Genomic DNA, 26513 nt, shown 5'->3' on the forward strand with positions numbered 1-26513 from the left:
CTCCTAATCTATTTTTAATTGCTCAATTACTATAGCTTTTTTAACTGCAGTGAAATTTTCTTTATATTCAACCCTACCTATGCTGCAATTATTACCTATGGTTATATTGCTACCTCTAACTATTTTAGCATTTGTATTTTCAAGATATATTGTGTCTCCTTCGATAGTATCAGCTGTTAAATAGCCAATACCAATATTTGCACGTATTATTCCTATGCCGAATACGGACATTGAATTTAAGTTTTTAGGTATGCGTACAGAAATATTGTTGCCGCCGATTTCTTTAATAGAACAGTTTCCATCTAAGGTAATGCTAATTTCTTCAGCATTAAGAAGCCCACCAATTTGAAAAGAATCACTTCCGGTAAATTTTTCACATTCACAATCCTTACCTATTTTAACGCTGTCGTTAATTTTTATCTCTTCACCTTTAACATTACCAGTAATTTTAGATCCATCATGAGCATGTATTGTTTTTGAGGTTACATTTCCATCTATAATTGTTCCATCTCTTATAATTGTGTCTTCTGCATTTATATCTCCATAAACTTTAGAGCTATCATTTATTTTTGCAGTAATTGTTTTTATTCTACCATTTACCCTCGAACTATCTTTTATTTTTATATCTTTTGAGGATATATTACCAGCTACATATGATCCATCGTTTATACAAACGTCTTGCGCTTCTATGTTTCCGTTAATAGTTGAGCCATCACTACATTTTAAAAGAATACAGTTAATATCACCATCAATTTTAGAATTATCATTTATTTTAACCTCATTATATAATCCGCCTACACCAACACTACCATCATGTAAACTTAAATTTCTTCTTTCATTTTCCATGGCCGAAGCCTCCCTAAATATCTATTTCAATTTTAATTTTAATTCCTCAATGCATTTACCAATATTTAAATTCATAACAACTTTTGCAGAGTCTTCTACATAAAATTTATTTTTAGCAGAGCATAAAATGCAAAAGCCTACTCCCATTTTTCTTATAAAAATCACGTCAAAATCTTTACCATTAAAGTTTAAATAGCTTTTCATAAGAGTATTAAAAAGAGTCTTACTTTCGTCAAGTGATATATTACCTGATAACAAAAATTTATCACATACATACATATAAAGAACTTCTTCAAAGGATAACTCATGGATTTTTGGCAGTAGTTCTTTGCATATATTTAAGGTTTCACTCGTAACAATGTTTTGACTAAGTAAGTTTTCATAATTTAATTTAATCTCAGCAGCTTTATTTGAGAATAGATTAGCTAAATCATCTAATGAAGCATCATCCTTCAGGTCTTTAATTTTTTTTATTCTATCGATTACTTTATCCCTAGGAAAGAAAGTTTCTTGCCCTGTAAAGGAAGACTTTTTTATAAACCAATCCTCAGGTATAAGTTCTTTGCGTTTCCATCTATATAATTGGCCGTAAGATATACTCATGAGGTCAAGTAATTCTTTTTTTGATATTAAATTATTTTCATCCATTTTTAGGCCTCCTTTTAAAAAGAGTATAACATAACATTGTTACGCTGTAAATGAAAACTGTAAAAATATTAAAATAAAAATTATATAATTGTGTTGTATAATTTTAGATTAATATTATAATTAAAAACATCATACTTAGATATGCAACTTGGAAAGTTGAAATTGCTAATAGTAAGTTCATCGTGACAAATGCCAGTTTATTATGACCAACTTGGTATCAGTCATTTTAACCTTCTAAATTGTCTACATATAAAAAGGAGTGGTATTGTTTATGGTAGATTTATTTTTAGCTAAACCAGATATAAAATATAAAAAAAGTTTTGAGTATTATGTTGTTGCATATAAAGAGGCTGGAGAAACTGAGTATTTTAATATGTATAAACAAGCTTTAGAAAATTTTGATGGATATTTAAAGTATCTAAATAATTGGCTTAAAGGTATAGATTTGAAAGATGGTTTTGTTAAAACTTCAACCTTTTGGTTAATTGATAATAACGAGGTAGTAGGTGTAACGAGAGTTAGGCATGAAGAAGTAGAATGTGCTGGTCATATAGGATATGATATAGCTCCAGTTTACAGAAAAAGAGGTTATGGCACAGAAATTCTTAAATTGGCTTTGAAGGAAGCTGAAAAGATAGGAATAAAAGATGCAATAGTGACTTGCAACCTAGAAAACACAGCTTCAAGAAAAATTATAGAGAAAAATAAAGGTGAATTATTAGGTACTGTTTTCGATGAAGAAGAAAATGAAAATTTATATAAATATTTGATTAGAGTAGGGAGCGTATAAAATGAACATGGAAATAATAAGGACAGATAGCAAGAATAGTGACTTTCTTAAACTTATAAAATTGCTAGATGATGATTTAAATGGGCGTTATGGTGAATTGCAAAAGCAATTTGATAAGCATAATAAGGTTGATTGTATAAACGATGTTATTGTTATTTATAAAGACAAGCTTCCTGCTGCATGTGGAGGTTTTAAAGAATATGCATCTGATACCATAGAACTAAAACGCATATTTGTGGCAAAGGATAGCAGAAGGCAGGGATTATCAAAATTAGTAATTAAAGAGCTGGAGGAATTAGCTAGAAAAAAGGGATATAGGCATGCTGTATTGGAGACAGGAAAAAAACAGTTTGAAGCAATCAACTTATATAAAAATGCTGGATACAGTGAAATACAAAATTATGGACCATATATTGGAAACAACAATAGTATATGTATGAAGAAAGAGCTGTATTAATAGCTGTTTAAAATTTAATTAGTTACAAAAATTCACACCACAAATTCCGTAGGCACGGAGGAATTTTTTTCCTTGCACTGCCGCGGAAGCGAAGTAATAATGTTGAAGGAACAGTGTTATATAGTGAAACTTAAACTATTTATGTTCCAAAATACCAATTTTCAATGAATTATGTTGCATAAATAGTTTGTAGTTGAAGCAGTTTATTATCTTTACTTTGCAATTTTTTTAGTTTCCCGCCTTTGCAAAGCATTCCTGTGCTTCTTTGTTTTTACCAAGCAATTGTAGAAGAGAGCCTTTATTTTTATAAATATCTTTAGAACTTGGAGAAAGCTTAAGTGCTGTGTTGTAGCAATCTAAGGCATCATTTGGCTTGTTTAGAGTAACTAAAGAACAAGCTTTGTCGTTATAAGCATAGCTGTTATTAGGATCTATTTTTATAGCTTTATTATACGCTGTTATTGCATCATTATCCTTTCCCATAGCAGATAAACATAGTCCTTTAGCATCATAAGCGTTAGAGTATTTTGAGTTTATTGAAATTGCCTTATTAAAGCATTCTAAAGCTTCTGTGTAACTTTGTTTTGCGTATAGGGTTAACCCTTTATTGTAATATAAAACAGGATCTTTAGGATTTATTGAAAGTGCTTTGCTAAAAGCATCAACTGCTTCATCATATTTTTGAGCATTTTTTAGAGATAATCCCTTTTCATTATAAATTTTAATTTTATTCTTATCTACATTTAAGGCTGTATTAAAGTATTTATTTGCATCATCATATTTACCGAGAGAAACAAGACAAGAAGCCTTGTTGACCAGTGCACTTGAGAAATTTGAATTTAACTTAAGGGCTTCATCAAAGGAGGTTATAGCTAAATCGGTTTTGTTGTATAACATTAAGATTACTCCTTTTTCGTTATAAATTTCTGGATTTTTGTACCCTAGTGTTATTGATTTTTCAAAATATTTAAGCGCATCTATATAATTTTGTTGTTTATATAGGGCTAGACCTTTATAAGCATAAGCTTGGCCATACTTTGAATCTACTTTTATAGCCTCTTCGGCACAGGAAATGGCATTATTGTATTGTTGCATTAACAATAATGTATAACTTTTATTAATAAGAGCTTTTACGTTTCTCTTATCTAATTTTATAGCTTCTGAATAATAGTTAATTGCATCAGTATATTTTTTATTTGCTGCAGCATCATCCCCTTTTTTTAAATAACTTTCACTTCTTGGAGTGCAAGAGGAAAGAATAGCAATTGCAAAAATAGCAAAGATACAAAATAATAATTTTTTATGGCGCATAGAAGTCACTCCTAAAACTATATTTCAACAATATATATATTTCAATTATATAGTAAAAATGTATTTATATCAAACGCTTACTTGCCAATAGGCATAGCTGTTTTAAAGCATTAATTATGATATACTAAAGATAAATTGTAATGTTTTTTGAAGGATGTGTAAAAAGTGCTTAATTGGAAAGAATTATATAATGAATGTTTGGATTGCCATAAGTGTGAGCTAGGAAATAAGAGAACAAATATGGTATTTGGTGAAGGAAATTTAAAAGCAAAATTATTATTTGTGGGGGAAGCACCTGGAGCGGACGAGGATAGGCTTGGAAGACCTTTTGTTGGAAGAGCAGGGCAGTTATTAACAAAAGGGTTAACAGCTTTAAATATTACAAGAGAAAATGATTATTACATAGCCAATATATGCAAGTGCAGACCAGATAAAAATAGAACTCCCTATGAAGATGAGGCCAGGGCGTGCATTGGTTATCTTAGAAATCAATTTGCACTTATAAAACCTAAAATTGTAGTATGTCTTGGGGCAACTGCAATGAAATATCTAATGGAGCCTATATTTATAAAATTTTGTGATGGTTTAAATGAAGATAACATACCAGAAGAGTGGAAGCTTGCAAGTAAAAATAAAGAGATGAGAATTACAAGAGACAGAGGGAAATGGATAGAATTTAATGGCCTATATATTATGTGTACTTTTCATCCTGCTGCACTTTTTAGAGATGAAAATAAAAAAAGGGTATTTTGGGAGGATTTAAAAAAGATTAAAGTCAAATATGATGAATTATGAGGTGAGTCAATTTGTTTGACATTAGTGATGTAACAGTAAAGTACTGGGCCAGCGATGAGTGCTATAAGGAAGCAGTCAAATATTATGAGAATTCTATGATTAACAATGTAGAAATAAAAAGGCATTTTAATCCACTTTATAATGCTGATTTTACTAATATTAATGCGGAGGTAAAGGACAATAATTCTATTATTCATAATGTCCATATAATATTCAATGATAAAACGGGTATAGTTTCTATAAGCTGTGATTGTACGGAAATTAAAAAAAGACGTGGAAATGATAATATATGTACACATGTTGCAGCTGTACTTATAAAATATGCCAGGGATAAAGAAGAGGTAATTGAAGCTTCAAAGGATGTATTTACAAAAAAGTTTATTGGAAGACTTAAAAATTCTATATTGAACGATGAAATTTCAGGAAAGCCCTTAAACATAGAAGTAAAATACGAGTTTTCTTCTTCAAATGTTAAAAAATCTTCTATTGAGCTTAAAATAGGTGAAGATAAATTATATATTTTAAAGGATGTGGAAGCTTTTTGCAGGGCTATTACTAAAAAACAGGAAATAATAGAATATGGCAAGCAGTTTACGTATGATCCAAGGAAATACTATATAAAAGATGAAGATAAAGCTTTAATTAATTTTATAAAAGAAATTTATTTAAGTGAAAGTGAAGAGATTAAGGCCTTTCAAGCTTTTACTGAAACTATAGCTGGTAAAAAAGTTTATCTTTCTGAAATTAACCTAAAAGAGTTTTTTAGAATAATGAAAAATAAAAATTTTGAGGTTGTAATTGATAAAATTAAATATTCTAATGTAAAGATAAAAGATATGTTTCCAGAACTTAAAATGCATTTAAATGAAAAAATGGAGGCTATTGAGGTTGGAATTGATGGAGAATTGCCTATATTTTTGAATAATAGTCATAGCCTTATTTTTTATGAAGGCTGTATTTATAGTATAGATGAAAAAAGTAAAAGCATATTTGAACCTTTCTATGAAGAGCTTGAGAAGAATGGAGGCAATATAAGATTTAGTAAAAATTGTGCTGATGAGATTACATCATATGTTATTGCTATGCTCAATAAAATTAATGCAAAACTTAGTGTTAATAAGGAACTCAAGAAAAAAATCGTTAATGTACCTTTAAAGGCAGAGGTATTTCTTGATAAGCTTAATGATTGTATAATTGCTAATATAAAATTTAAGTACAATGAACTTAGTATAAACCCACTTAGAAAGAATAGAAGTGAAGCTTCTAAGAAAGAAGAAATTTTTATTAGAGACGTGAATAAGGAACTTAATATAACAAGGCTATTTGAAAATTATGGATTTCAAACCTATGGAGAAAGCTATATAAATAATTCAGAAGATCAAATAGTAGATTTCTTTATACATGGGCTTGAAAAACTTCAGAATACGTCTGCGATTTTTTATTCTAATAGTCTTAAAAACTTTAAAGTTTATTCATCAAACAGTTATAGAGGTGGAATAAGAGTTAATGACCAAAATTTTTTGGAACTTTCCTTTGATATAGAGGGTGTTGATAGGGCCGAACTTAAAGATATTTTTGAAGCGCTTAGGCTTAAAAAGAAATATTATAGATTAAAAAAGGGTGGTATTGTTTCTTTAGACAATGAAGCTATAAATGATATTGCTAATTTGATGGAATACCTTGATTTGAATTATTCCGAACTTTCAGGTGATAATATGAAGCTTTCTAAATATAATGCTTTTTATATTGATAATGCACTTGAAAAATCTAATTTGAATTTTTTTAAGAAAAGTGAGGATTTTAAGAAGATAGTAAATTCTATAAAGGAAATAAAAAAGGTAAATAACCTGTTGCCAAAGGAGTTTTTAAAGATATTAAGAAGGTATCAGAAAATTGGATTTAATTGGTTTCATACTTTAGCAGCGGGAGGATTTGGTGGAATACTTGCAGATGAAATGGGACTTGGAAAAACCATTCAAACTATTGCCTTTATTACCTCTGAAATTGAAGCTGGATTTCCTGTTATTGTAATAGCACCTACTTCTTTAGTTTATAATTGGAAAGATGAAATAGAAAAATTTTCGCCTAAACTTAAAACTTTAGTTGTTATAGGAAATAAGTCTGAAAGACAAAAACTGTTAAAAAAAGCTCTAGAGCATGATGTTGTATTAACATCCTATCCATTAATAAGAAATGACATAGATGATTATGAAAAGATAAAATTTAAGTACTGCTTTTTAGATGAAGCTCAACAGATAAAAAACCCAAATTCAATTAATGCAAAATCAGTAAAAAGGATAAAGGCTAATAATTATTTTGCACTTACTGGAACTCCAATGGAAAATTCACTTACAGAACTTTGGTCTATTTTTGACTTTATAATGCCTGGCTATCTTTTAAATCATTCTAAATTTATAAAAAAATATGAAACACCAATAATAAAAGATAAAAATCAAAACGTGTTGAAGGAGTTGTCTAAACATATACAGCCCTTTATACTGAGAAGATTAAAAAAGGATGTAATAAAGGAGCTGCCACCAAAGATTGAGCATAAGGTAATTGTTGAAATGACTGATGCTCAGAAAAAGGTTTATGCATCATACTTGATTAACACAAAGAATGAAATACAGCGTCAAATAAACGAAAAAGGATTTAACAAAAGCAAGTTTTCCATTTTATCACTTTTAACACGTCTTAGACAAATATGCTGTAATCCAGCATCTTTTATTGAAAACTTTGTTGGAGAAAGTGGAAAAATACTTGCGCTTCATGATATTTTAGAGGAAAGTATAAATAATAAGCATAGAATATTAATATTTTCTCAGTTTACTACAGTACTTAAAGCTATAGCTCAAAAGCTTAAACAAGATGAAATTGAATATATGTATCTTGATGGACAAACGGATATTAAGGATAGGGTAGGTATTGTAACTAATTTTAACAAAGGGCGCGGAGATGTGTTTTTGATATCTTTAAAAGCTGGAGGAACAGGATTAAATCTTACAGGGGCGGATGTAGTTATTCATTTTGATCCATGGTGGAATCCTGCTGTAGAGGAGCAAGCTTCGGATAGAGTTCATAGAATCGGACAAAAGAAGAGTGTAGAAATCATAAAGCTTATAGCAAGAGGAACTATTGAAGAAAAAATATATGAGCTTCAAGAAAAAAAGAAGAAAATAATAAGTAATGTGATAAATGACAAAAGCAGTGATAAGAATATACTTTCAACGATAACAGAAGATGAACTTAGAGACATATTAGCATAGAAAGTAAGGCTGTAGCACTAAATATTTTAAATCATGATTTATAAATATTGCGAACTAACTAGAAACAGTGGCAAATGACAAGTTTGCATCTAAAATTCCGTAGGTACGGAGGAATTTTTTTCTTGCACTACCGTGGGAAAGAAGTAACAATGCTGAAGGAACAGTTTAAGAAAATTCAAATAAATCTTGGCAAAAAAATCATAAAATACTTAGATATTTCAATTTGTTTGAGCATTTTCTCAGCGAGTTATTGAAATATATTAGGATTTTATGATTTTTTTGCCTTAGATTTATAGAATTTTTTTAATGTGACGAAGCATTGTTACTTCTTATGTACTTTTTCCATGTACTCGATTTGAAGATTATTTAATTTTTTCATTCCTTCTTGTCTAAGTTTTTTATTCTCTTCTTCAATTTTTTCAGTTTCATTTATTCCTTCCATTATAACCTTCCAGGTATTTTCAAGTGTTTCTATTTTTATAGAAGGAGTACCAGTTAATTTTGCTATATCTATACTTTGATCTTTTAAGTTTTGAGCATTTTTTAGAAGAAGCTCATTGGTAGCATTATCAAGGGCTTCCATGGATTTTGCAACAAGTTTTTGTCTTTTTAGTGTAACGGCTTGTATGAGACCATTTTTAAAGACAGGAATTGTAACTATAAATGCAGAATGAATTTTACCTATCAATTTATAGTTTCCTTTTTGTATTGTTCTTATCTGTGGAGCGGTTTGAAGAGCTACAATTTTAGCCATATTAAGATCATAAAGTCTTTGACTAAGCATTTCTAGTGAGTATTTAATTTCTTGAAGTTTTAGGTTGTCATCTGGAGTTCCGGATGCTGCTTTCTCCTCATAGTAAGGCAAATCCTCATTTTGTATTTCGTTTATTGCAAGCTCGCAGGCAGCACAATATTTTTCTAATTCTGTATAATAGTTAAAATTTTGAGTAAACATTTCTTCGAGCATTTTATTTGTTTTTTCAATTTCTGATTTATAGGAGGTTATTCTTGAATAAATTTTATCAATCTCTCCTCCTAGACTTTGATATTTACTTAAAATGCTTTGAATTGTTTTTTTGCTGGAACTAAAGATACGTGAAAGAAATCCTTCTGGTTTTTCTTCAAGTTCTTCTTTGTCAAATCTTTTCATAATAACTGTAAGTTCTTTTAGTAAGGCTCCAGAGTTTTCTACGCTGCTTACTTTTATAGTTTTTAAGATTTTATCTGAAAACTTTGAGATTTCATTTGCAGGTTCGCCGCCGAACTCCATTATCGCATTTATGTTAGAAACATCCAAGCTTTTAGAAATTTGGATTACCTCAGGTGAATTCTTAAGTTCTTTTTTTATATTTTCAAGCTTTTCTTCCAGCTCTCGTTTAGTATCATTAGGAATTTCACTGCTTTCTTGCGCGGCAGCATTAGTGTAAATTGAATTTTCTTCTTTGAATCTCAATTACTTCATCTCCTTTAAGAGTTTCTTTTTAGCTTTGAGTTTCCTTATCCATCTTACAAAGAAATTCACTCTTTTGTATTTGAATTTTGGATTTGTAAATTGAAGCTTATGAACGTCAAAATAGCCGTCCTTTACAAAGTTTTCAATATCACTTGTAGCTCCAGGATTATAGATTAATATATCTACTCCCATTGAATTCATAAACATTAAAGTTACAGCATCAGAAAAAGAAAAATTTCCACTTCTATAATTATTGAACACTATTATTTTAGGAACGTGAAGAGGGTAGTCAAAGTTTTGAAGTAAATCTAGAAGTCTTGAATCTAGATTCATTAAAACATTTAATGTAACAACCTTCATAATAAGTTCATCTCTAGCTTCCTTACTGTCCATGCAGGTTAAAAAGGTTGATATTTTATCCATTACAGATAATTTGATATTAGTAGTAAAGTATCTGTATTTCCAAAAATCAGGAAGTTTACAAAATTCTATTATTTTTTCTGCTATATTTTCTTGCAAACCAGGTTTTAAATTTGAATATTTCCAGTGTTTACAAGTTATTAGCTTGCTTTTATTTATTATGCCTTTTTTATCTAAAAGTGATGAATAGGTTCTACCTATATTATTATGTCTTTTTATATGAAATAGGGGAAAATGTTTGAAAAATAAAGTGTTACCTTCTTCTAAAAGAGAACTTATATCTTCTCTATATTGAATAGTGTCTTCATATATTCCACTTATTTTAGAAAATAAATTTGGAATATAGACTTTACTAGTATCTTCAGAGACTTTCCAACCGGGTCTTATAACAGCCTCTTGCTTTCCCCATATGTTTATTTCGTCATATGTAGTTTTTAAGGTATCTGCACAAACTTCATAGTCTGCAAATTGCCATGGTTCATAACAAAATGAATCATTATCGTGGAACATCTTTTTAAATTCCTCAGTTGCACGAAATGCGTCTGTTTCTGTTCTTTGATTATGAAGTTCATTATTTTCTTCGTTTAAACCGGACATTCGCCAATTTCCTCCCCAAATAAATATAGTACATATTTTATTATTAACATTATATCAAAAAAAAACAAATTATAATATATAAGATGAATATTAATTTAAGGAGACTTCTTCTCTGTTAGCTAATATTATTCCAGTACAAACTAGCACTAAAGCTGCTAAGTTTTTTATATCAAAGACCTTCTCCTTTAGTATAATTGCAGATAAGAATACGCCAAAGATAGGTATAAGAAAGTTGAACATTGACACAAAGCCAACTTTATTATACTTTAATAAAGCTGTCCAAATTGAAAAAGCAGCTGAAGACAAAATTGCAAGGTAAAATAGAAGTAAAGTTGATTTTGGTGTAAAAGCTGCTAAACTTCCTTTGTTTAATAAGCCTAGTATGGTTAAAACAAAGCCACCTATAAAAAGTTGGTAACCTGTTACTATCGTTGAATCAAGAATTTGGGTGATTTTTTTACCATATATGCTGGAAGCGGAGGCGGCCAAGGCAGAAAGTATTACAAGACCCTCACCCTTAAATGAAAAAGAGAATTTTAATACGTCTGAAGAAAAATTAGCAGCTATTACCCCCAAAAAACCTACGATGCATCCAAGTGCTTTATTAAAAGTCAATTTATCATTTTTATAAATAAAGTGTGCAAGTATAATACTGAAAAAAGTGCTAGTAGCATTAACGATTGAACCCTTTGAACCTGTAGTATATCCTAACCCTATATAAAAAAATACATATTGTATAGTTGTTTGTGTAAAACCAAGCATAGCAATTTGAGGTGTGTTCTTTTTTGTGAATATTAGTATATTTTTCCCGCTTACGGCGGCTGCGATAAGTACAAGAATACCGGCAAGGGTAAATCTATATCCTGCAAAGACAAATTTTGATGGAATATCATTGGCGGATATTTTAAAAAGAGAATATCCAGTTTTAACTCCTGGAAAGGCACTTCCCCATAATAAACAACAGATGGTTGCAAGTACGATTATAACTTTTTTATTTGTTAAAAGTTTTTTAGTGTTCAATTAAAAACATCCTTTCATCATTTGCGTTAAATAATACTTAAAATACACGAATAACATAATTAAATCTATACCATTAACATAAAAAAAGCAAGAATGAATAGCTTGACTAATATTGTAAATAATAAAATTATTGTATTTATGAAGTGAAGATTAAATTTGAAACTGAAAAGCATGGTTATGACTTGATAAATGTTATTTCAAAAAGTATTAAATTTTTAGAGTATGACAATTACCGCAGGAATGAGTAGAATGGCTATTAAAAGAGGAACTGTATTTTAATCAATTTTATAAAAAACAGAGAAGATATAATATCCTCTCCGTTATATAAATAAATGATTGTGGGCTTATTTATTTGCTAATTCAGTTAACTCACTAGCTAGGCTCATAACTTCTTCTACACTTGCATTTGTTTCTTGTATAGCAGCTGATTGCTGCTGAGTTGTGTTCAAGGTTGCATCAGCCGTGTCCAATGTTATGCAAACGGAATTTTGTATTTTTTCAATTAAAGAATTTATTTTTACAGCAGTTTCTTTAGAGTTTTCTGATAGTTTACGTATTTCTGTAGCAACAACTCCGAAACCTCTTCCTGCATCGCCAGCGCGTGCAGCTTCAATTGCTGCATTTAATCCAAGCATTTTTGTCTGATCAGCGATACTTTTTATGTATGATAAAATTTTATTGATTTCTTTTGATAAATTATCAACATTTAGTATTTCTTTATTTAAGTTTTCTTGATTTCCTGTAACTTCTACAGATGATGCCGCAAGTTCTTCCATAGCGGCAGATATCTGACTGAAGTTTTCTGAAAGAACGTTAGTCAGATTTTTAATTTTAAGTTGTTGATATCCAATTTGCGATAAAGCATTTATAACAGTAAACAAAATACTTGCTGAAGCTTTTACCTTATTCTCAGCTGATATATTTATTTTATTAGCTTCTTCCATATAATTTTTACTATCTAGTCCAAGTTCATTAGCCGTTTTTAAAATTATACTTTCATCAGGTTTTGAAAAAGCAACTTGTCCTCCTAGAATAGTAGCAAGCTGTTTTCCATTTACTATAATAGGAACTGCAAAATCAACTAATCCTGCATGACAGGTATATATGTACGGTTTACCGGTCCTAGCAGCTTCTTCGCCGCCAAGTTTATGAGCTTTTGCACATCTTTTGAAACCTTCTTCAGTTGACTGCGTATATCTAGAACAAAAATTTGTATATCTAGTTGGTTTTGTAATAGGTATACCATCCATATCAATAGTTATACTGGCCATGTCCATGCTTTCACCGAAATTATCTTGAAAGTTTTGTAAAAAGTTCAAGTCAATTATGTCTTGAAGTTTTACATTTTCTAAAGAAAAGTCATTATTAGGCAAATTATTCCTCCTTTAAAGATATTTTAGTTTGCGACCATAAATTCTCATTTTACCACAGTTAAAAAATTGGCTTTAATTATTATGTTACTCTAAATAAATTATAAAACAATTTATGTATTTTGTTTCATAAAAAATATTTGTAATGTTGCTAAATAACTATAATCATATCTGATGTGATATAATCTATTAATATAATATATAAAAATATTATGAAACGTTTTTTAATATGGTACATACAAATATTTAGGAGTGATATTATGGTAGTTGAACCAATAAAAGATAAAAACAAGATAAAACAGATGTATTATTATCTAAATGGAAAGAACCCCAAGTATGGTCTAATTTTTAAATTTGGTTTGAATACAGGACTTAGAATTAGTGATATTTTACCAGTAAAAGTAAAAGATATTTTTAATGAGCATGGTGAGTATAGATACTATCTTATATTAAAAGAGAAAAAAACAGGGAAAATAAAGAAAATAAAATTAAATAATGCCATCAAAAAAGTTATAAGTTCATTTGTAAAACAGCAGCAACTAACACAAGAATCATATTTATTCTTTAGCCGCAAAGGCGGTCATTTAAAGCGTATACAGGCTTATAAGGTTTTAAAGGAAGCTGCTAATATTTGTTATATTGAAAATTTTGGAACTCATAGCTTACGTAAAACATGGGGATACTGGACATACAGAGCGTCAAAATATAATATAGGATTAATTATGGATACCTTTAATCATAGTTCACAAAGTATTACTCTTAGATACATAGGAATTAATCAGGAGGAAAAGGATGAATTGTATTCACTTGTGCAATTTTAAATTAGGTGCCATAATAGGTAAATAGATGGCATATTGTGATTATTTTTAAATCCATGTAGAAATTTTCAAATATATGTGTTACTATGTATATGTGCTAAATGAAACAAAATACATATATTGTTTCATTTAGCTAAATTAGTGCCTTATTTTTATTTTATGGAATTAATAAACTTCTTAATTGCATAAAAAAATTCTACTGAATATTAATAAAAATCAGTAGAAATATAATAATGCCCTTAAAAATTTTCGACAATCTTGGAAAAATACTTTGGTGGAATGTATCCTTTCTTTACTCCTTCCGTAACTATTAGGTAAGTAGCAGTAGTATCAAATCTAGCATCATGAAAGTTACCATCACCTTGAAATAGCTTCTGGGTTAAGCTGCTAATTTGAGATGAAGTTATATTTAAAAATTTTACAACTTCTTCAAGTCTAGGATTTTTGTAATTGCCATTATAATTTATTATTTTGCATATGCTTTTGTAATAATTCATAGTGCAAAATATATGTTTTGGATTAAAGGATTCTCCTAAAGAAAGCATTTCGTGTGTAAAAAATTTTATATCAAAATTAATATTATGTCCTATAAATATATCAGCTGTTTTAAAATCTTCTGAAAAACTTTCCAAGCTATCCTGAAAAGCTCTTCCGCCACTTAATTCACGTAAAATTTCAACACTAAAACCATGAACATCTTCTGCACTTGGTTCTACGTAGTCTACAGTAAAAAATATGTTTTTCCCAATAGTTTTATTTGGTTTTACATTTGTATCTACGAGTATGTAGCTTAATTGGCATATATGCCCTGGTTTTAAGCCAGTTGTTTCTGTATCGAAAAATATCATCTTCATATCTTATCGTAACTCCTATATAATTTTTAGTATATTCAGTATTATAGACTAAAAGAAAGGGGACAGCAAATGTAACTAAATACTACCATGCATAAAGAGACATAATGTTGACAATAATAGATTTATGTACTAATATATAATCTATAAATGCAGTGATGGGAAGAGTAATAAATGGATGCATGCAAAGAGAACTGATGTATGGTGAAATTCAGTGATGCAAAAGTTTGTGAACATGGCCCCGGAGCAGAATATCTGAAGTTTAGTAGGATATTACGTGAGCATACGTTAAGATGCAGGGTGATAAAATAAATTTTAAATTTAGGAGTCACTTAGTGAGATTTTTGTCGCGAGATAAAAATAAAATAGAGTGGTAACGCGTAAATTCGCCTCTAAGTAAAAATATATAAGTTTTTACTTAGGGGCTTTTTATATTTTTAGAGGAGGAATTTTATAATGTCAGAAAAGAAACCATTTTATATTACAACCCCTATTTATTATCCATCTGCAAAACTTCATATAGGAAACACATATACAACGGTTGCAGCAGATGCTATTGCAAGATTTAAAAGACTTCAAGGTTATGATGTATTTTTCTTAACAGGTTCAGATGAGCACGGACAGAAAATACAGAGAATAGCAGAAAAAGAAGGAGTTACTCCTAAACAATATGTTGATAAAATAGTTGCAGGTATAAAAGACTTATGGAAAATGATGAATATAAGTTATGATAAGTTTATAAGAACAACAGATGATTATCATGTAGAAACTGTACAAAAAATATTTAAGCAGCTTTATGATCAGGGTGATATATATAAAGGCTCATATGAAGGTTGGTATTGTACACCTTGTGAATCCTTCTGGACTGAAACTCAGCTGCAGGATGGCAAGTGCCCAGACTGCGGAAGACCTGTAGAAAAAACCAAGGAAGAAGCATATTTCTTCAAGATGTCAAAGTATGCAGATAAACTTATAAAATATATAGAAGATCATCCACATTTCATTCAACCAGAATCAAGAAAAAATGAAATGCTAAATAATTTCTTAAGACCTGGACTTCAAGATTTATGTATTTCAAGAACATCATTTAATTGGGGAATACCAGTTACTTTTGATGAAAAACATGTTATTTATGTTTGGATAGATGCACTTTCAAACTATATAACAGCTCTTGGCTATGGCGGTAGTAACGATGAAGACTTTAAAAAGTATTGGCCTTGCGATGTTCATCTTGTAGGAAAAGACATAATAAGATTCCACACAATTTATTGGCCAATTATGCTTATGGCTCTTGGACTTGAACTTCCAAAACAAGTTTTTGGTCACGGCTGGCTTTTAGTTGACGGTGGAAAAATGTCAAAGTCAAAGGGAAATGTTGTAGATCCAGTGCTTTTAGTTAATCATTTTGGAACAGATCCTGTAAGATATTATCTTTTACATGAGATACCATTTGGAGCAGATGGATTATTCAATAATGAAATCTTTATAAAAAAGATAAATTCCGATCTTGCAAATGATCTTGGAAATTTAGTTTCAAGAACTGTAGCTATGATTGAAAAATATTTTGATGGAGTTATTCAGGCACCTACAGCAAAGGAAGAACTCGATAATGAACTTATAGATTTAGCAATTGGACTTCCAGGAAAACTTGATGCTGACATAAAAGATTTAAAGATACCTGAAGCACTTGATCATATATGGGATGTTATAAAGAGAGCAAATAAATATATAGATGAAACAACACCATGGGTTCTAGCTAAAGATGCTTCTAAGAAGGAAAGACTTGGAACAGTTCTATATAATTTGGTGGAATCACTTAGAATAGTATCAGTTGTACTTTCTGCATTTTTGCCAGATACAAGCGAAAAAATAAATGCTCAGCTTAATGTTGAAGCTTCAAGCTGGGAGAGTATTGCTTCTTTTGATGGAACAAGAGCAGGAACAAAGGTTAATAAGGGAGAGGTTATCTTCCCTAGAATAGATGTAGATAAAGCTATTGATGAGCTTAATAAATTAAAAGAAGAGCAGATGAAAAAAGCAGCTGGAGCTGAAGCGCCAAAAGCTAAACCAATAAAACCTGAAGTTACTATAGAGGATTTTGAAAAGCTTGATTTTAGAATTGTAAAAGTATTAGAGTGCGAGCCAGTAAAGAAATCTAATAAACTTCTTAAACTTAAAGTTGACTTAGGCGGAGAAGAAAGACAGGTAGTATCAGGAATATCAAAATTCTACAAGCCAGAAGAGCTTATTGGAAAATCTGTAATACTTGTTGCTAACTTAAAGCCTGTAAAACTTAGAGGTGAATTATCTCAAGGTATGATACTTTGTGCATCAGATGATGCAGATAGTAAATTATTTGCAGCAACTATTGAGGGCGAACTTCCAACTGGTAGTATAGTGAGATAATTTAAAAAAAGGTGGAAAAGATATTAAAGCTTTTCCACCTTTTTTTATAAGCATTTAATAAAACCATCTACAATCAAATTAAATTTGATTGTAGATGGTTTTATTTAGAAGATTATATATTTAAAGGACTAATGTTTTCTTACATTAATTGCCTGTTCACCCTTTTGACCTTCAGTTACATCAAACTCAACTTCCTGACCTTCTTCAAGAGTTTTAAATCCATCTTCTTTAATACCTGAATAATGTACGAATACATCATTTCCTTCCTGGGTTGTAATAAATCCAAACCCCTTTTGAGAATTAAACCATTTAACTGTTCCTAACATAAAAAGACCTCCAAAATAAAATATAAGATGAAAAATCATTCATCTAATTAATAGTATATCTATTAATTTGGATTATATACATATATTTTATAAATAATATAAAAATACTGTTATAATAAAATTGTATGTTAAAATATTATTGATAAGAAGCTTTACTTTGAAGTTTAAGATGAAATTTATATTAAAATGTAGGTAAGACTTTTATGAGGTGATTTTATGAAGCATAAATTTAATATATTTAAGGGAGAACATAAACCTAGTTTTGGAGCGAGAGATTTTTTAAAATATGTAGGACCTGGACTGCTTGTTACAGTTGGTTTTGTAGATCCTGGAAACTGGGCATCTAATGTATCAGCTGGTGCAGATTATGGATATAAGCTATTGTGGATGGTAACACTTTCAACGATTATGCTTATAATATTACAGCATAATGCAGCTCATCTTGGAATAGTTACAGGGGATTGTTTATCCGAGGCAACAACAAAAAATGTAAAGCCTGGATTAAATAAATTTATATTATTTAGTGGAGTGGGTGCATCAATATCTACAGCTATGGCAGAACTTTTAGGTGGGGCAATAGCTTTAAATATGCTTTTTAAAATTCCAATAAAAGTAGGAACCTTGATAATGTTGTTTGTTGTTATATGGATGCTTTTTTCAAATTCGTATAAAAAGCTTGAAAGATGGATAATAGGCTTTGTTTCGATTATAGGAATTTCATTTATATTAGAAATTACATTAGTGAACATAGATTGGAAAGTTGCAGCTATTAGTCTTATAAAGCCAGAAATACCTAGAGGATCTATGCCAATAATAATGAGCGTTTTAGGAGCAGTTGTCATGCCGCATAATTTATTTTTACATTCTGAAATTATACAGAGCAGGCAGTGGAATGTTGAGAAAGAAGAAGTTATAAAAAAGCAGCTCAAATACGAATTTTTTGATACGATTTTTTCCATGCTCATAGGTTGGGCAATAAATAGTTCAATGATATTGCTTGCAGCAGGCACATTTTTTTCAAGTGGTATTAAAGTTAATGAACTTACTCAAGCACAAAGTATGCTTAGACCAATTCTTGGAAATCGTGCATCAATAATATTTGCTGTAGCACTATTGTTTTCAGGCATATCATCAACAGTTACAGCAGGTATGGCAGGTGGAAGTATATTTGCAGGCATATACAAGGAACCATATGATATAAGAGATAGTCATACAAAGATGGGTGTGTTAATAACTATTGTTTTGGCAGCAGTTGTAATATTTTTTATAAAAGATCCATTTAAGGGGCTGATATATTCTCAGATGCTTTTAAGTGTGCAACTCCCTATAACTATATTTACACAAATATATCTCACGTCCTCAAAAAAGGTTATGGGGAAATTTTCGAATGGAATTGTTGATAAAGCACTTCTTATAATAATAGGAGTAATTGTTACTGGCCTTGATATAGGATTATTAATTACATCTTTTAACTGAAAAATATGGATTGTGTACTGATTCTTCTCAAGTTTGATATTTCTAAAAAGCTTTTTATTAATTTTAAACTTCTAATCTATATTTACAGCATTACTATAATGATTTATACTTATGATGCATATAAACTTTTAGATATGGGAGGAAGGAGTCAGAGTATATTCTGACGGTTAAAAATGGCTGAATCTATAGTTAAACCAGTTTATCAAAAAATAGCAATTGATATTGCAAATAGAATATTAAATGGAGATATTACAGTAGGCGGTAAATTGTATGGAAGATCTGTGCTTGCAAGTAAATACAATGTGTCACCTGAGACTATAAGAAGGGCTATAGCTATATTAAGTGATATGGGTATAGTTGATGTTGTTAAGGGCAGCGGAATCACAATAAAATCAGTAGATAATTGTCTGAAATTTATTGATAAATATAAAGAAATTGATTCTATGCAGTCTTTAAAGAAGGAAGTTGAAAATTTAATACATAAAAAAGATGAATATGAAAAGAAAATAAACAGCGTAATAAATGAGTTGGTGGACTACTCAAGCAGATTTAGCAAAAGTAATCCATTTACTCCATTTGAATTTGAAATATATGACGGCATGGAAATAGTGGGAAGAAGTATATCAGAAACAAAGTTTTGGCAAAATACAGGTGCTACGATTGTAGCAATAAGGCGATGTGAAAAACTAATACTTTCTCCAGGACCTTATGCTACTTTTGAAAGTAAAGATACAATTATTGCTATAGGTGATGAAACTAGTTATTATCGTTTAAGAAAGTTTTTATATAAAGATGAATAATAAAAATGAAGTGCCATGTAGCTAAGCTGTGGCACTTTATTTTTTATAAAAAAACTGTATGTAAAATATTACTATTTACATAATTAATATATTATAATATAATTAAAGAAACAACCTCATACATAAAGAAAGTTGTTTGTGATAAAACTATATATAAATAAAATATTAAAATTTTTTTTATAATAAAAGAAACAACTTTGAAATTTAAAAAGGTTGTTTATATAAAAGGAGGAATTACATGATAGAATTTAAAAATGTATGTAAAAGTATAGGCGGAAAATCAATAATAAAAGATGTAAACATAACTATAAATGATGGAGAACTTGTTACTCTTATCGGACCTAGCGGTTGTGGAAAGACTACTACATTAAAGATGATAAATAGGCTTATTAAGCAAACTTCGGGTGAAATATTGATCAATGGTAAAAAGATAGAAAATGAAAATATAATTAAGCTTAGGAGAAATATTGGATATGTAATACAGCAAACAGGTCTTTTTCCACATATGACAGTTAGAGAGAATATTATGCTAATACCTTCGCTAGAAAAAATTGATAAGAATGAAATAGATAATAGAATGGAAAAGCTTTTTAAGTTGATTGGTATGGAGGCTTCAACTTATATGGATAAATATCCAAGTGAACTTAGTGGAGGTCAGCAGCAGAGAATAGGTATAGCTAGAGCCTTTGCAATGAATCCAGAAATAATACTTATGGACGAGCCATTTAGTGCACTAGATCCTATAACAAGAAATCAACTTCAAGATGAGATATTTAACATACAGCAAACTTTCAAAAAAACTATAGTATTTGTTACTCATGATATGGATGAAGCACTAAAATTGGCGGATAAAATTTGTATAATGAAGGATGGTACAGTAGTGCAGTATGATGCCCCAGATAAAATACTTAGAAATCCTATAAATGATTTTGTTAAGAATTTTGTTGGCGAAAATAGAATATGGAATCAACCAGACTTAATTAAGGTTAAGGATATAATGATAAAAGATCCGGTAAAGGCAGGAAGTGAAAGAACTGTACTTCAAGCGCTGGAAATAATGAAAGCTAGTCATGTTGATAGTTTACTAATATTAGATAAGGAAGGTAAATTAGATGGAATTGTTACCTTGAAGGATATAAGAAGAAATATTAATAGAAATATTAAAATTAACGAAATTATGAGCAAAGATATTATAACAATAAGAGCCGAAGAGTCAATAATAAATGTTATGAAAAAAATGCAATATGAAAATATAGGATATGTTCCAGTTGTAGATAATGAATCTAAATTGGTAGGACTTGTTACTAAAAGCAGTCTCTTATCAGTTTTAACTACACAGTTTATTGAAAGTGAGGTGGAGATTTTTGGGTAGTTTTATTAATTTTACATTAGACAGAAAAGACCAAATATTCAATCTGTTTTTACAACATATAGAGCTTACAGTATTTGCAGTTGTAGTTTCAATAATTGTAGGTGTTCCACTGGGTATTTTAATAACAAGAGTAAGAAAGCTTTCAACACCTATAATAGGAATTGCTAATATAGCTCAATCCATACCAAGCTTGGCGCTTTTAGGATTTTTGATTCCTGTATTTGGAATAGGAAGTAAGCCATCAATAATAATGGTAGTTATATATTCTTTGCTTCCAATCATAAAAAATACCTATACAGGACTTATAAATATTGATGCACCTGTAATAGAAGCTGCAACAGGAGTTGGACTTACTAAAAGTCAAATCCTCTTAAAGATAAGTATTCCTCTTGCTATGCCAATTATAATGTCAGGCATAAGAATATCTGCGGTAACGGCGGTAGGACTTATGACAATAGCGGCTTTTGTTGGTGCAGGTGGCCTTGGATATCTGGTGTTTTCAGGAGTTCAAACGGTAAATAATTATATGATACTTGCAGGTGCAATTCCAGCTTGTTTTCTTGCCTTATTTTTAGATTTTGTAATAGGAAAAGTTGAAGGACTAGTTGTCCCAGAAGGAATTAGAATTGCTAAAGGAGAGAAAATTAAAAAGAGAAAGAAAAGGAATAAAAAGTTTGATAGAGTTATAGCTGCATCACTTGCAATAGTAGTAATAGTTGTGAGCTCAATTGCAATCTATAATGCTAAAAATAAAAAGGTTATAGTGATAGGGTCTAAGAACTTTAATGAGCAGCTTGTACTTGGAAATATGATTGCATCACTTATAGAACACAATACAGATTATAAAGTAGAACGAAAACTTAATTTGGGCGGAACAAATGTAGTTTTTAGTGCCATGAAAAGTGGCGATGTTGATTTATATGTTGAGTACACAGGTACGGGACTTGTGGATATAATGAAACAAAATTCTATTTCTGATAAGGATAAAGTTTATAATACTGTGAAAGATTATTTTGATAAAACATATGGTATGGAGTGGCTAAAACCAATTGGGTTTAATAACACTTATGTATTATCTATGAAAAAAGATATTGCAAATAAGTATAATGTAAATACAATATCAGATTTATCAAAAGTAAGTAGTAAATTTACGTTAGGAAGTACAATGGAGTTTTTAAATAGATCTGATGGATATTTAGGACTTCAAAAAATGTATAATATTAACTTTAAAAATACGAAAGGACTTGATGGTGGACTTAGATATTCTGCCCTTAATAAGGATGAAACACAAGTTACAGATGCTTTTTCAACAGATGGACTTATTAAGAAGTTTGATTTAAAAACTCTTAAAGATGACAAAAACTTTTTTCCACCTTATTATGCAGTTCCCTTAGTAAATAAATCAACATTAAATAAATATCCTAAGCTCAAAGGTGTTTTAGAAAAACTTGAAAATAAGATAAGTGATGAAGAAATGAGGAATTTAAATTATAAGGTTGATAGTGGTGAAAAGCCAGAAAAGGTTGCAGATGATTTCTTAAGAAGCAAAGGGCTTATCAAATAATTTTACGTTAGGCAAGGTAACAATATTTTGTTGCATACACATACGTGCAGTTTGAGCTTAAACCCGTTATTGCCCTTTAACTTATATTAGTTATCTATATATTAGTCCAAGCCTTATTTGGTATTGGTAATTTGAATCTTTCAGCTTGTTCATCTATATATAGTGAAACTAGCTCAACTATAAACTATTTATGCACCATAATCCCTTGAAAATTGATATTTTGGTACAAATAAATTTCAAGGGATTATGGTGGTTTATCTTTATTGAAGAAGTAGTTTAAATAAAGTTTATTAATTTGTTACTTTGATACTATGCTTTTTTAAGATGCTTGGTTTAACATAAACTTATGGATTACATGAGCAACACCATCTTCTTCATTTGTTTTTGTGACATAATTACATACTTTTTTAACTTCTGCAAACGCATTACCCATAGCCACGCCAAGTCCAGCATACTTTACCATAGCAATATCATTACCAGCATCGCCTACACATATAATTTCATCAGGACTTAAGCCTAAGTTTTCAGCTAAAAGCTTTACTCCAAAACCTTTATCAACTTTTTTGTTTAAGAACTCCAGAAAAATATCTTCACTTCTTACAACTGTATACTTATCATGAAATTCTTTTGGTATTAATTTTTCAGCTTTGTCCAATTTTTCTTTTGAATCTACGAGCATTATCTTAATTATACTTTCATTTTTATCAATAGCACTAAATGGTTTCTCAATAAGAGAAATATTATTCATACGAGCTTCACGCTGGCTGTAAGGATTTATTTTAGGGGTTATACATTCATTAACAGTAAGTGTATGAATATTTAATTTTAGTTTTAAACTCAAATCATATATTTTCTGTAGATCGCCGTATTCCATTAAATTTTCAGCTATTACATGACCAGTTTTTGTTTTTTGGACAACAGCTCCATTAAAAGCTACTGCGTAATCATCGTCCCCCATTAAATCAAGCTGTCTTAAATACTTTTCAATTCCTTTAGCTGGTCTCCCAGTAGCAAGGACTATTCTGTATCCATTTTGCTTTGCTGTTTTTATTGCTTCAAAATTTGCCTTGGATATTGTTTTATCGTCTTTTAAGAGAGTTCCATCCATATCAAGTGCAATTAGTTTGTACATAGAAAATCCTCCATAATAAAATTTAATGCAATAACTTTCATTATACTATAGATAGACAACCTGAAAGTTTGAAATGGCTAACACCAAGTTTATCCTACAAAACTAATATTTTACTTAGAGTACAATTGGCAGAGTACAGTGAAGAATGATTTTTCTCCTCTATAGCTTTGAAAAATCTAAAACTTAATGCTCGCGCATGGCTTAAAGTATAATACTAAGCGCGGCTGATACTAAATAAGTTCTAAAATTTACCTGAGAGAAACGAAAGGTAAATTTACTTTCACTGTACTCTGTCAGTTGTACTTTGAGTCAAACTATAATTTAACAGCATAAATTTGGTATTGTGAATTTAAATCTTCCATGTTGTATATCTATAGAATGGGTGAATATTAAAATATTGAGAAAGTTAAAGTACATATTTCTACATAATAATATTATAGCATTATATAGGATGATAAGATAACCCTTAAGTTTTCTTGTTTACGTTTACTAATCTTTTTTATTGAAAAAAAAATAATAAACTGATATAATTACTTTGTTTAACTACTAAATTTAGTGAATTTTAAGTTGTGATTAATATAGGAGATGAATAGTAAATTGAGATTGCATTGATTTGAAATTACTATATAGATATACAGTGAAACAGTTTAAATTGTAGGCTATATATTCCATGATCACTTTAATATTGGTATTTTGGAACATAAATAGATTAAGTTTCACTTTATCAAAGTCTGTATTAATTCAGGCTTTTTTGTTGTAACGAAATAAAGATAAACCACTTTAAGCTTTGAAAATAATTTGTATACTAGCATCGTTTTCTAAGTATTATGGTACAAATTGATTTTTGTAGTTGAAATAGTTTATTTATATGTAAAGGAGAGAAAAAATGGCTGATCTTATAAATGAAATAGAAAAGAGACGTACTTTTGCTATAATATCTCACCCAGATGCAGGAAAAACAACCCTTACAGAAAAATTGTTGTTGTATGGTGGAGCTATAAGACTAGCAGGTTCTGTTAAAGCGAGGAAAGCTTCAAAGCACGCTGTTTCAGATTGGATGGAAATAGAAAAGCAAAGAGGAATATCTGTAACTTCATCTGTTATGCAATTTAATTATGAAGGATACTGTATTAATATACTTGATACTCCAGGACATCAGGATTTTAGTGAGGACACATATAGAACTCTGATGGCAGCAGATTGTGCTGTAATGGTAATTGATGCTGCTAAGGGTATAGAAGCTCAAACTAAAAAGTTATTTAATGTATGCAGTCTCAGAGGAATACCTATATTTACTTTTATAAATAAAATGGATAGAGAAAGTAGAGATCCATTTGAACTTTTAGAGGATATTGAAAATGAACTTGGAATAAAGTCTTATCCAATTAATTGGCCAATTGGTTCTGGAAAGGACTTTAAAGGTGTATATGATAGAAAAAATAAGCTTGTACAAGTATTTGATGGTGGAAACCATGGTCAAACTGAAGTTGAAGCACTTGAGGGAAATGTAGATGATAAGGTTTTTAGAGATTTGCTAGGTGATGCACTTCACGATAAGCTTATTGAGGATATAGAGTTATTAAATATTGCTGGTGATAAATTTGATATAGAAAAAGTTAGAAAGGGTGAACTTACTCCTATATTTTTTGGAAGTGCTCTTACTAATTTTGGAGTTAAGCCTTTTCTTGAAGAATTTTTAAAATTAACTTCACCACCTATTCCAAGAGTGTCTGATAAAGGTGAAGTAGATGTATTTGATGAAAAGTTTTCAGCCTTTATCTTTAAAATACAGGCAAATATGAATAAAGCACATAGAGATAGAATTGCATTTATGAGGATTTGCTCTGGTAAGTTTAAAAAAGGAATGGAAGTATTTCATGTACAGAAAAATACTAAAATAAGGCTTACACAACCTCAACAATTCTTGGCTCAGGACAGGGAAATAATAGAGGAAGCCTATGCTGGTGATATAATAGGTGTATTTGATCCTGGAATCTTTAATATAGGAGATACACTTTGTGAGAGCAATGACAAGTTTAAATTTGAAGGAATTCCGGTTTTTGCACCAGAGCATTTTGCTAGGGTTAGAACAATAGATACAATGAAAAGAAAGCAGTTTATAAAAGGGGTAACACAGATAGCACAGGAAGGTGCAATACAAGTGTTTAAGGAAACAAATATAGGAGTAGAAGAGTTAATTGTTGGAGTTGTAGGTGTACTTCAATTTGAGGTTCTTCAGTATAGACTTAAAAGTGAGTATAATGTTGAGATTAAAATGGATATGCTTCCATACAAAAGTATCAGATGGATTGAAAATGAAGATATAAAAGTTGAGGATTTGACATTGACTTCAGATACTAAGCGCGTAAAAGACATGAAAGATAGAAATCTTTTATTATTCCAAAGTGAATGGTCAATAGGCTGGGCACTAGATCATAATAAGGGGTTAGTACTATCCGGCGTAGCAAAAAGTGATGATTAAACCATTTGGTTTAGAAAAAGCTCAGTTGTTTTACTATATTGCATGACATTAAATAAAGGTCATAAATCTAAGAGGCTAATTATCAAAAGCTTCCAAGATTTATGACTTTTATTTAATGTGTTTTGCATAAAGCTTTACGCTTAAAATTCCGTAGATTAAGGAAGAAACTTTTCTTTGTAATACTATGGGAGTGAAATAACAATGCTGAACGAACAGTTTAAAAAAATCCTAATAAATCTTGGTTCGAAAATTGTAAAATACTTAGATATCTCAATCTGTCTGAGCGTATGCAAGTTGTTGAAATATCTTAGTA

General features: G+C 29.9%; 21 protein-coding genes and 1 other annotated feature. Of the genes, 11 read left to right on the forward strand and 10 right to left on the reverse strand.

Features of this window, described 5'->3' with window-relative positions:
- Positions 1-3: 3 nt before the first annotated feature.
- Positions 4-846, reverse strand: a complete 843-nt coding sequence (locus tag ACJDT4_RS04340; RefSeq protein WP_406786311.1) for a polymer-forming cytoskeletal protein — start codon at positions 844-846, stop codon at positions 4-6.
- A gap of 21 nt (positions 847-867) precedes the next feature.
- The gene (locus ACJDT4_RS04345; RefSeq protein WP_406786312.1) at positions 868-1494 is read right to left on the reverse strand and encodes a YhbD family protein; all 627 of its coding nucleotides are present in this window, start codon (positions 1492-1494) and stop codon (positions 868-870) included.
- 271 nt (positions 1495-1765) lie between these two features.
- On the opposite strand from ACJDT4_RS04345, the gene ACJDT4_RS04350 reads away from it, so the two are divergent.
- Both ACJDT4_RS04350 and ACJDT4_RS04355 read left to right on the forward strand, forming a co-directional pair.
- A complete protein-coding gene (locus ACJDT4_RS04350; protein WP_406786313.1) occupies positions 1766-2284 on the forward strand; it encodes a GNAT family N-acetyltransferase in 519 nt (172 codons plus the stop codon).
- A gap of 1 nt (position 2285) precedes the next feature.
- Positions 2286-2741 (forward strand): GNAT family N-acetyltransferase, encoded by a 456-nt coding sequence (locus ACJDT4_RS04355; protein ID WP_406786314.1) that lies wholly within the window; start codon positions 2286-2288, stop codon positions 2739-2741.
- Between the two features lie 228 nt (positions 2742-2969).
- On the opposite strand, the gene ACJDT4_RS04360 is transcribed toward ACJDT4_RS04355, so the two are convergent.
- Entirely contained in the window at positions 2970-4052 is a 1083-nt protein-coding gene (locus tag ACJDT4_RS04360) for a tetratricopeptide repeat protein (RefSeq protein ID WP_406786315.1), read from the reverse strand.
- A 165-nt stretch (positions 4053-4217) separates the two neighbouring features.
- On the opposite strand from ACJDT4_RS04360, the gene ACJDT4_RS04365 reads away from it, so the two are divergent.
- Positions 4218-4847, forward strand: a complete 630-nt coding sequence (locus ACJDT4_RS04365) for a uracil-DNA glycosylase (RefSeq protein WP_406786316.1) — start codon at positions 4218-4220, stop codon at positions 4845-4847.
- An 11-nt stretch (positions 4848-4858) separates the two neighbouring features.
- Entirely contained in the window at positions 4859-8113 is a 3255-nt protein-coding gene (locus tag ACJDT4_RS04370) for a DEAD/DEAH box helicase (protein WP_406786317.1), read from the forward strand.
- Between the two features lie 322 nt (positions 8114-8435).
- On the opposite strand, the gene ACJDT4_RS04375 is transcribed toward ACJDT4_RS04370, so the two are convergent.
- The 4 genes from ACJDT4_RS04375 to ACJDT4_RS04390 form a co-directional block, all read right to left on the reverse strand.
- The gene (locus ACJDT4_RS04375; RefSeq protein ID WP_406786318.1) at positions 8436-9566 is read right to left on the reverse strand and encodes a toxic anion resistance protein; all 1131 of its coding nucleotides are present in this window, start codon (positions 9564-9566) and stop codon (positions 8436-8438) included.
- Complete coding sequence (locus ACJDT4_RS04380; protein ID WP_406786319.1) at positions 9567-10583, reverse strand: YceG family protein; 1017 nt, start codon at positions 10581-10583, stop codon at positions 9567-9569.
- 90 nt (positions 10584-10673) lie between these two features.
- Positions 10674-11603, reverse strand: a complete 930-nt coding sequence (locus ACJDT4_RS04385; RefSeq protein WP_406786320.1) for a DMT family transporter — start codon at positions 11601-11603, stop codon at positions 10674-10676.
- 344 nt (positions 11604-11947) lie between these two features.
- A complete protein-coding gene (locus ACJDT4_RS04390; protein ID WP_406786321.1) occupies positions 11948-12976 on the reverse strand; it encodes a PocR ligand-binding domain-containing protein in 1029 nt (342 codons plus the stop codon).
- Positions 12977-13233: 257 nt separating this feature from the next.
- On the opposite strand from ACJDT4_RS04390, the gene ACJDT4_RS04395 reads away from it, so the two are divergent.
- Entirely contained in the window at positions 13234-13794 is a 561-nt protein-coding gene (locus tag ACJDT4_RS04395; protein ID WP_406786322.1) for a tyrosine-type recombinase/integrase, read from the forward strand.
- A gap of 236 nt (positions 13795-14030) precedes the next feature.
- Here the strand turns inward: ACJDT4_RS04395 and ACJDT4_RS04400 are convergent, their stop codons facing one another.
- Positions 14031-14645 (reverse strand): 3'-5' exonuclease, encoded by a 615-nt coding sequence (locus tag ACJDT4_RS04400; protein WP_406786323.1) that lies wholly within the window; start codon positions 14643-14645, stop codon positions 14031-14033.
- A 143-nt stretch (positions 14646-14788) separates the two neighbouring features.
- Positions 14789-15039: a binding site (T-box leader), on the forward strand.
- 59 nt (positions 15040-15098) lie between these two features.
- Between ACJDT4_RS04400 and metG the strand changes: the two genes are divergently transcribed.
- Positions 15099-17048, forward strand: a complete 1950-nt coding sequence (gene metG, locus ACJDT4_RS04405; RefSeq protein ID WP_406786324.1) for a methionine--tRNA ligase — start codon at positions 15099-15101, stop codon at positions 17046-17048.
- A 128-nt stretch (positions 17049-17176) separates the two neighbouring features.
- Here metG and ACJDT4_RS04410 read toward each other — a convergent pair whose 3' ends face one another.
- A complete protein-coding gene (locus ACJDT4_RS04410) occupies positions 17177-17374 on the reverse strand; it encodes a cold-shock protein (RefSeq protein WP_406786325.1) in 198 nt (65 codons plus the stop codon).
- Positions 17375-17590: 216 nt separating this feature from the next.
- Here ACJDT4_RS04410 and ACJDT4_RS04415 point away from each other — a divergent pair, with 216 nt between their 5' ends.
- The 4 genes from ACJDT4_RS04415 (at position 17591) to ACJDT4_RS04430 (ending at position 22586) form a co-directional block, all read left to right on the forward strand.
- Positions 17591-18850: an Nramp family divalent metal transporter gene (locus ACJDT4_RS04415; RefSeq protein ID WP_406786326.1), complete on the forward strand. Its 1260-nt coding sequence runs from the start codon at positions 17591-17593 to the stop codon at positions 18848-18850.
- A gap of 173 nt (positions 18851-19023) precedes the next feature.
- Entirely contained in the window at positions 19024-19650 is a 627-nt protein-coding gene (locus ACJDT4_RS04420; RefSeq protein ID WP_406786327.1) for a GntR family transcriptional regulator, read from the forward strand.
- 238 nt (positions 19651-19888) lie between these two features.
- Positions 19889-21022 carry a betaine/proline/choline family ABC transporter ATP-binding protein gene (locus ACJDT4_RS04425; protein WP_406786328.1) on the forward strand — a complete coding sequence of 378 codons (1134 nt, stop codon included), beginning with the start codon at positions 19889-19891 and terminating at the stop codon, positions 21020-21022.
- Complete coding sequence (locus ACJDT4_RS04430; protein WP_406786329.1) at positions 21015-22586, forward strand: ABC transporter permease/substrate-binding protein; 1572 nt, start codon at positions 21015-21017, stop codon at positions 22584-22586. The genes ACJDT4_RS04425 and ACJDT4_RS04430 overlap by 8 nt, the downstream gene beginning before the upstream one ends.
- Positions 22587-22905: 319 nt before the next feature.
- Here ACJDT4_RS04430 and yidA read toward each other — a convergent pair whose 3' ends face one another.
- Complete coding sequence (gene yidA, locus ACJDT4_RS04435; protein ID WP_406786330.1) at positions 22906-23718, reverse strand: sugar-phosphatase; 813 nt, start codon at positions 23716-23718, stop codon at positions 22906-22908.
- 886 nt (positions 23719-24604) lie between these two features.
- Here yidA and ACJDT4_RS04440 point away from each other — a divergent pair.
- Entirely contained in the window at positions 24605-26200 is a 1596-nt protein-coding gene (locus tag ACJDT4_RS04440; RefSeq protein WP_406786331.1) for a peptide chain release factor 3, read from the forward strand.
- Positions 26201-26513: the final 313 nt, after the last annotated feature.

Source organism: Clostridium neuense (assembly GCF_045310695.1).
Classification (GTDB): domain Bacteria; phylum Bacillota; class Clostridia; order Clostridiales; family Clostridiaceae; genus Clostridium_S; species Clostridium_S neuense.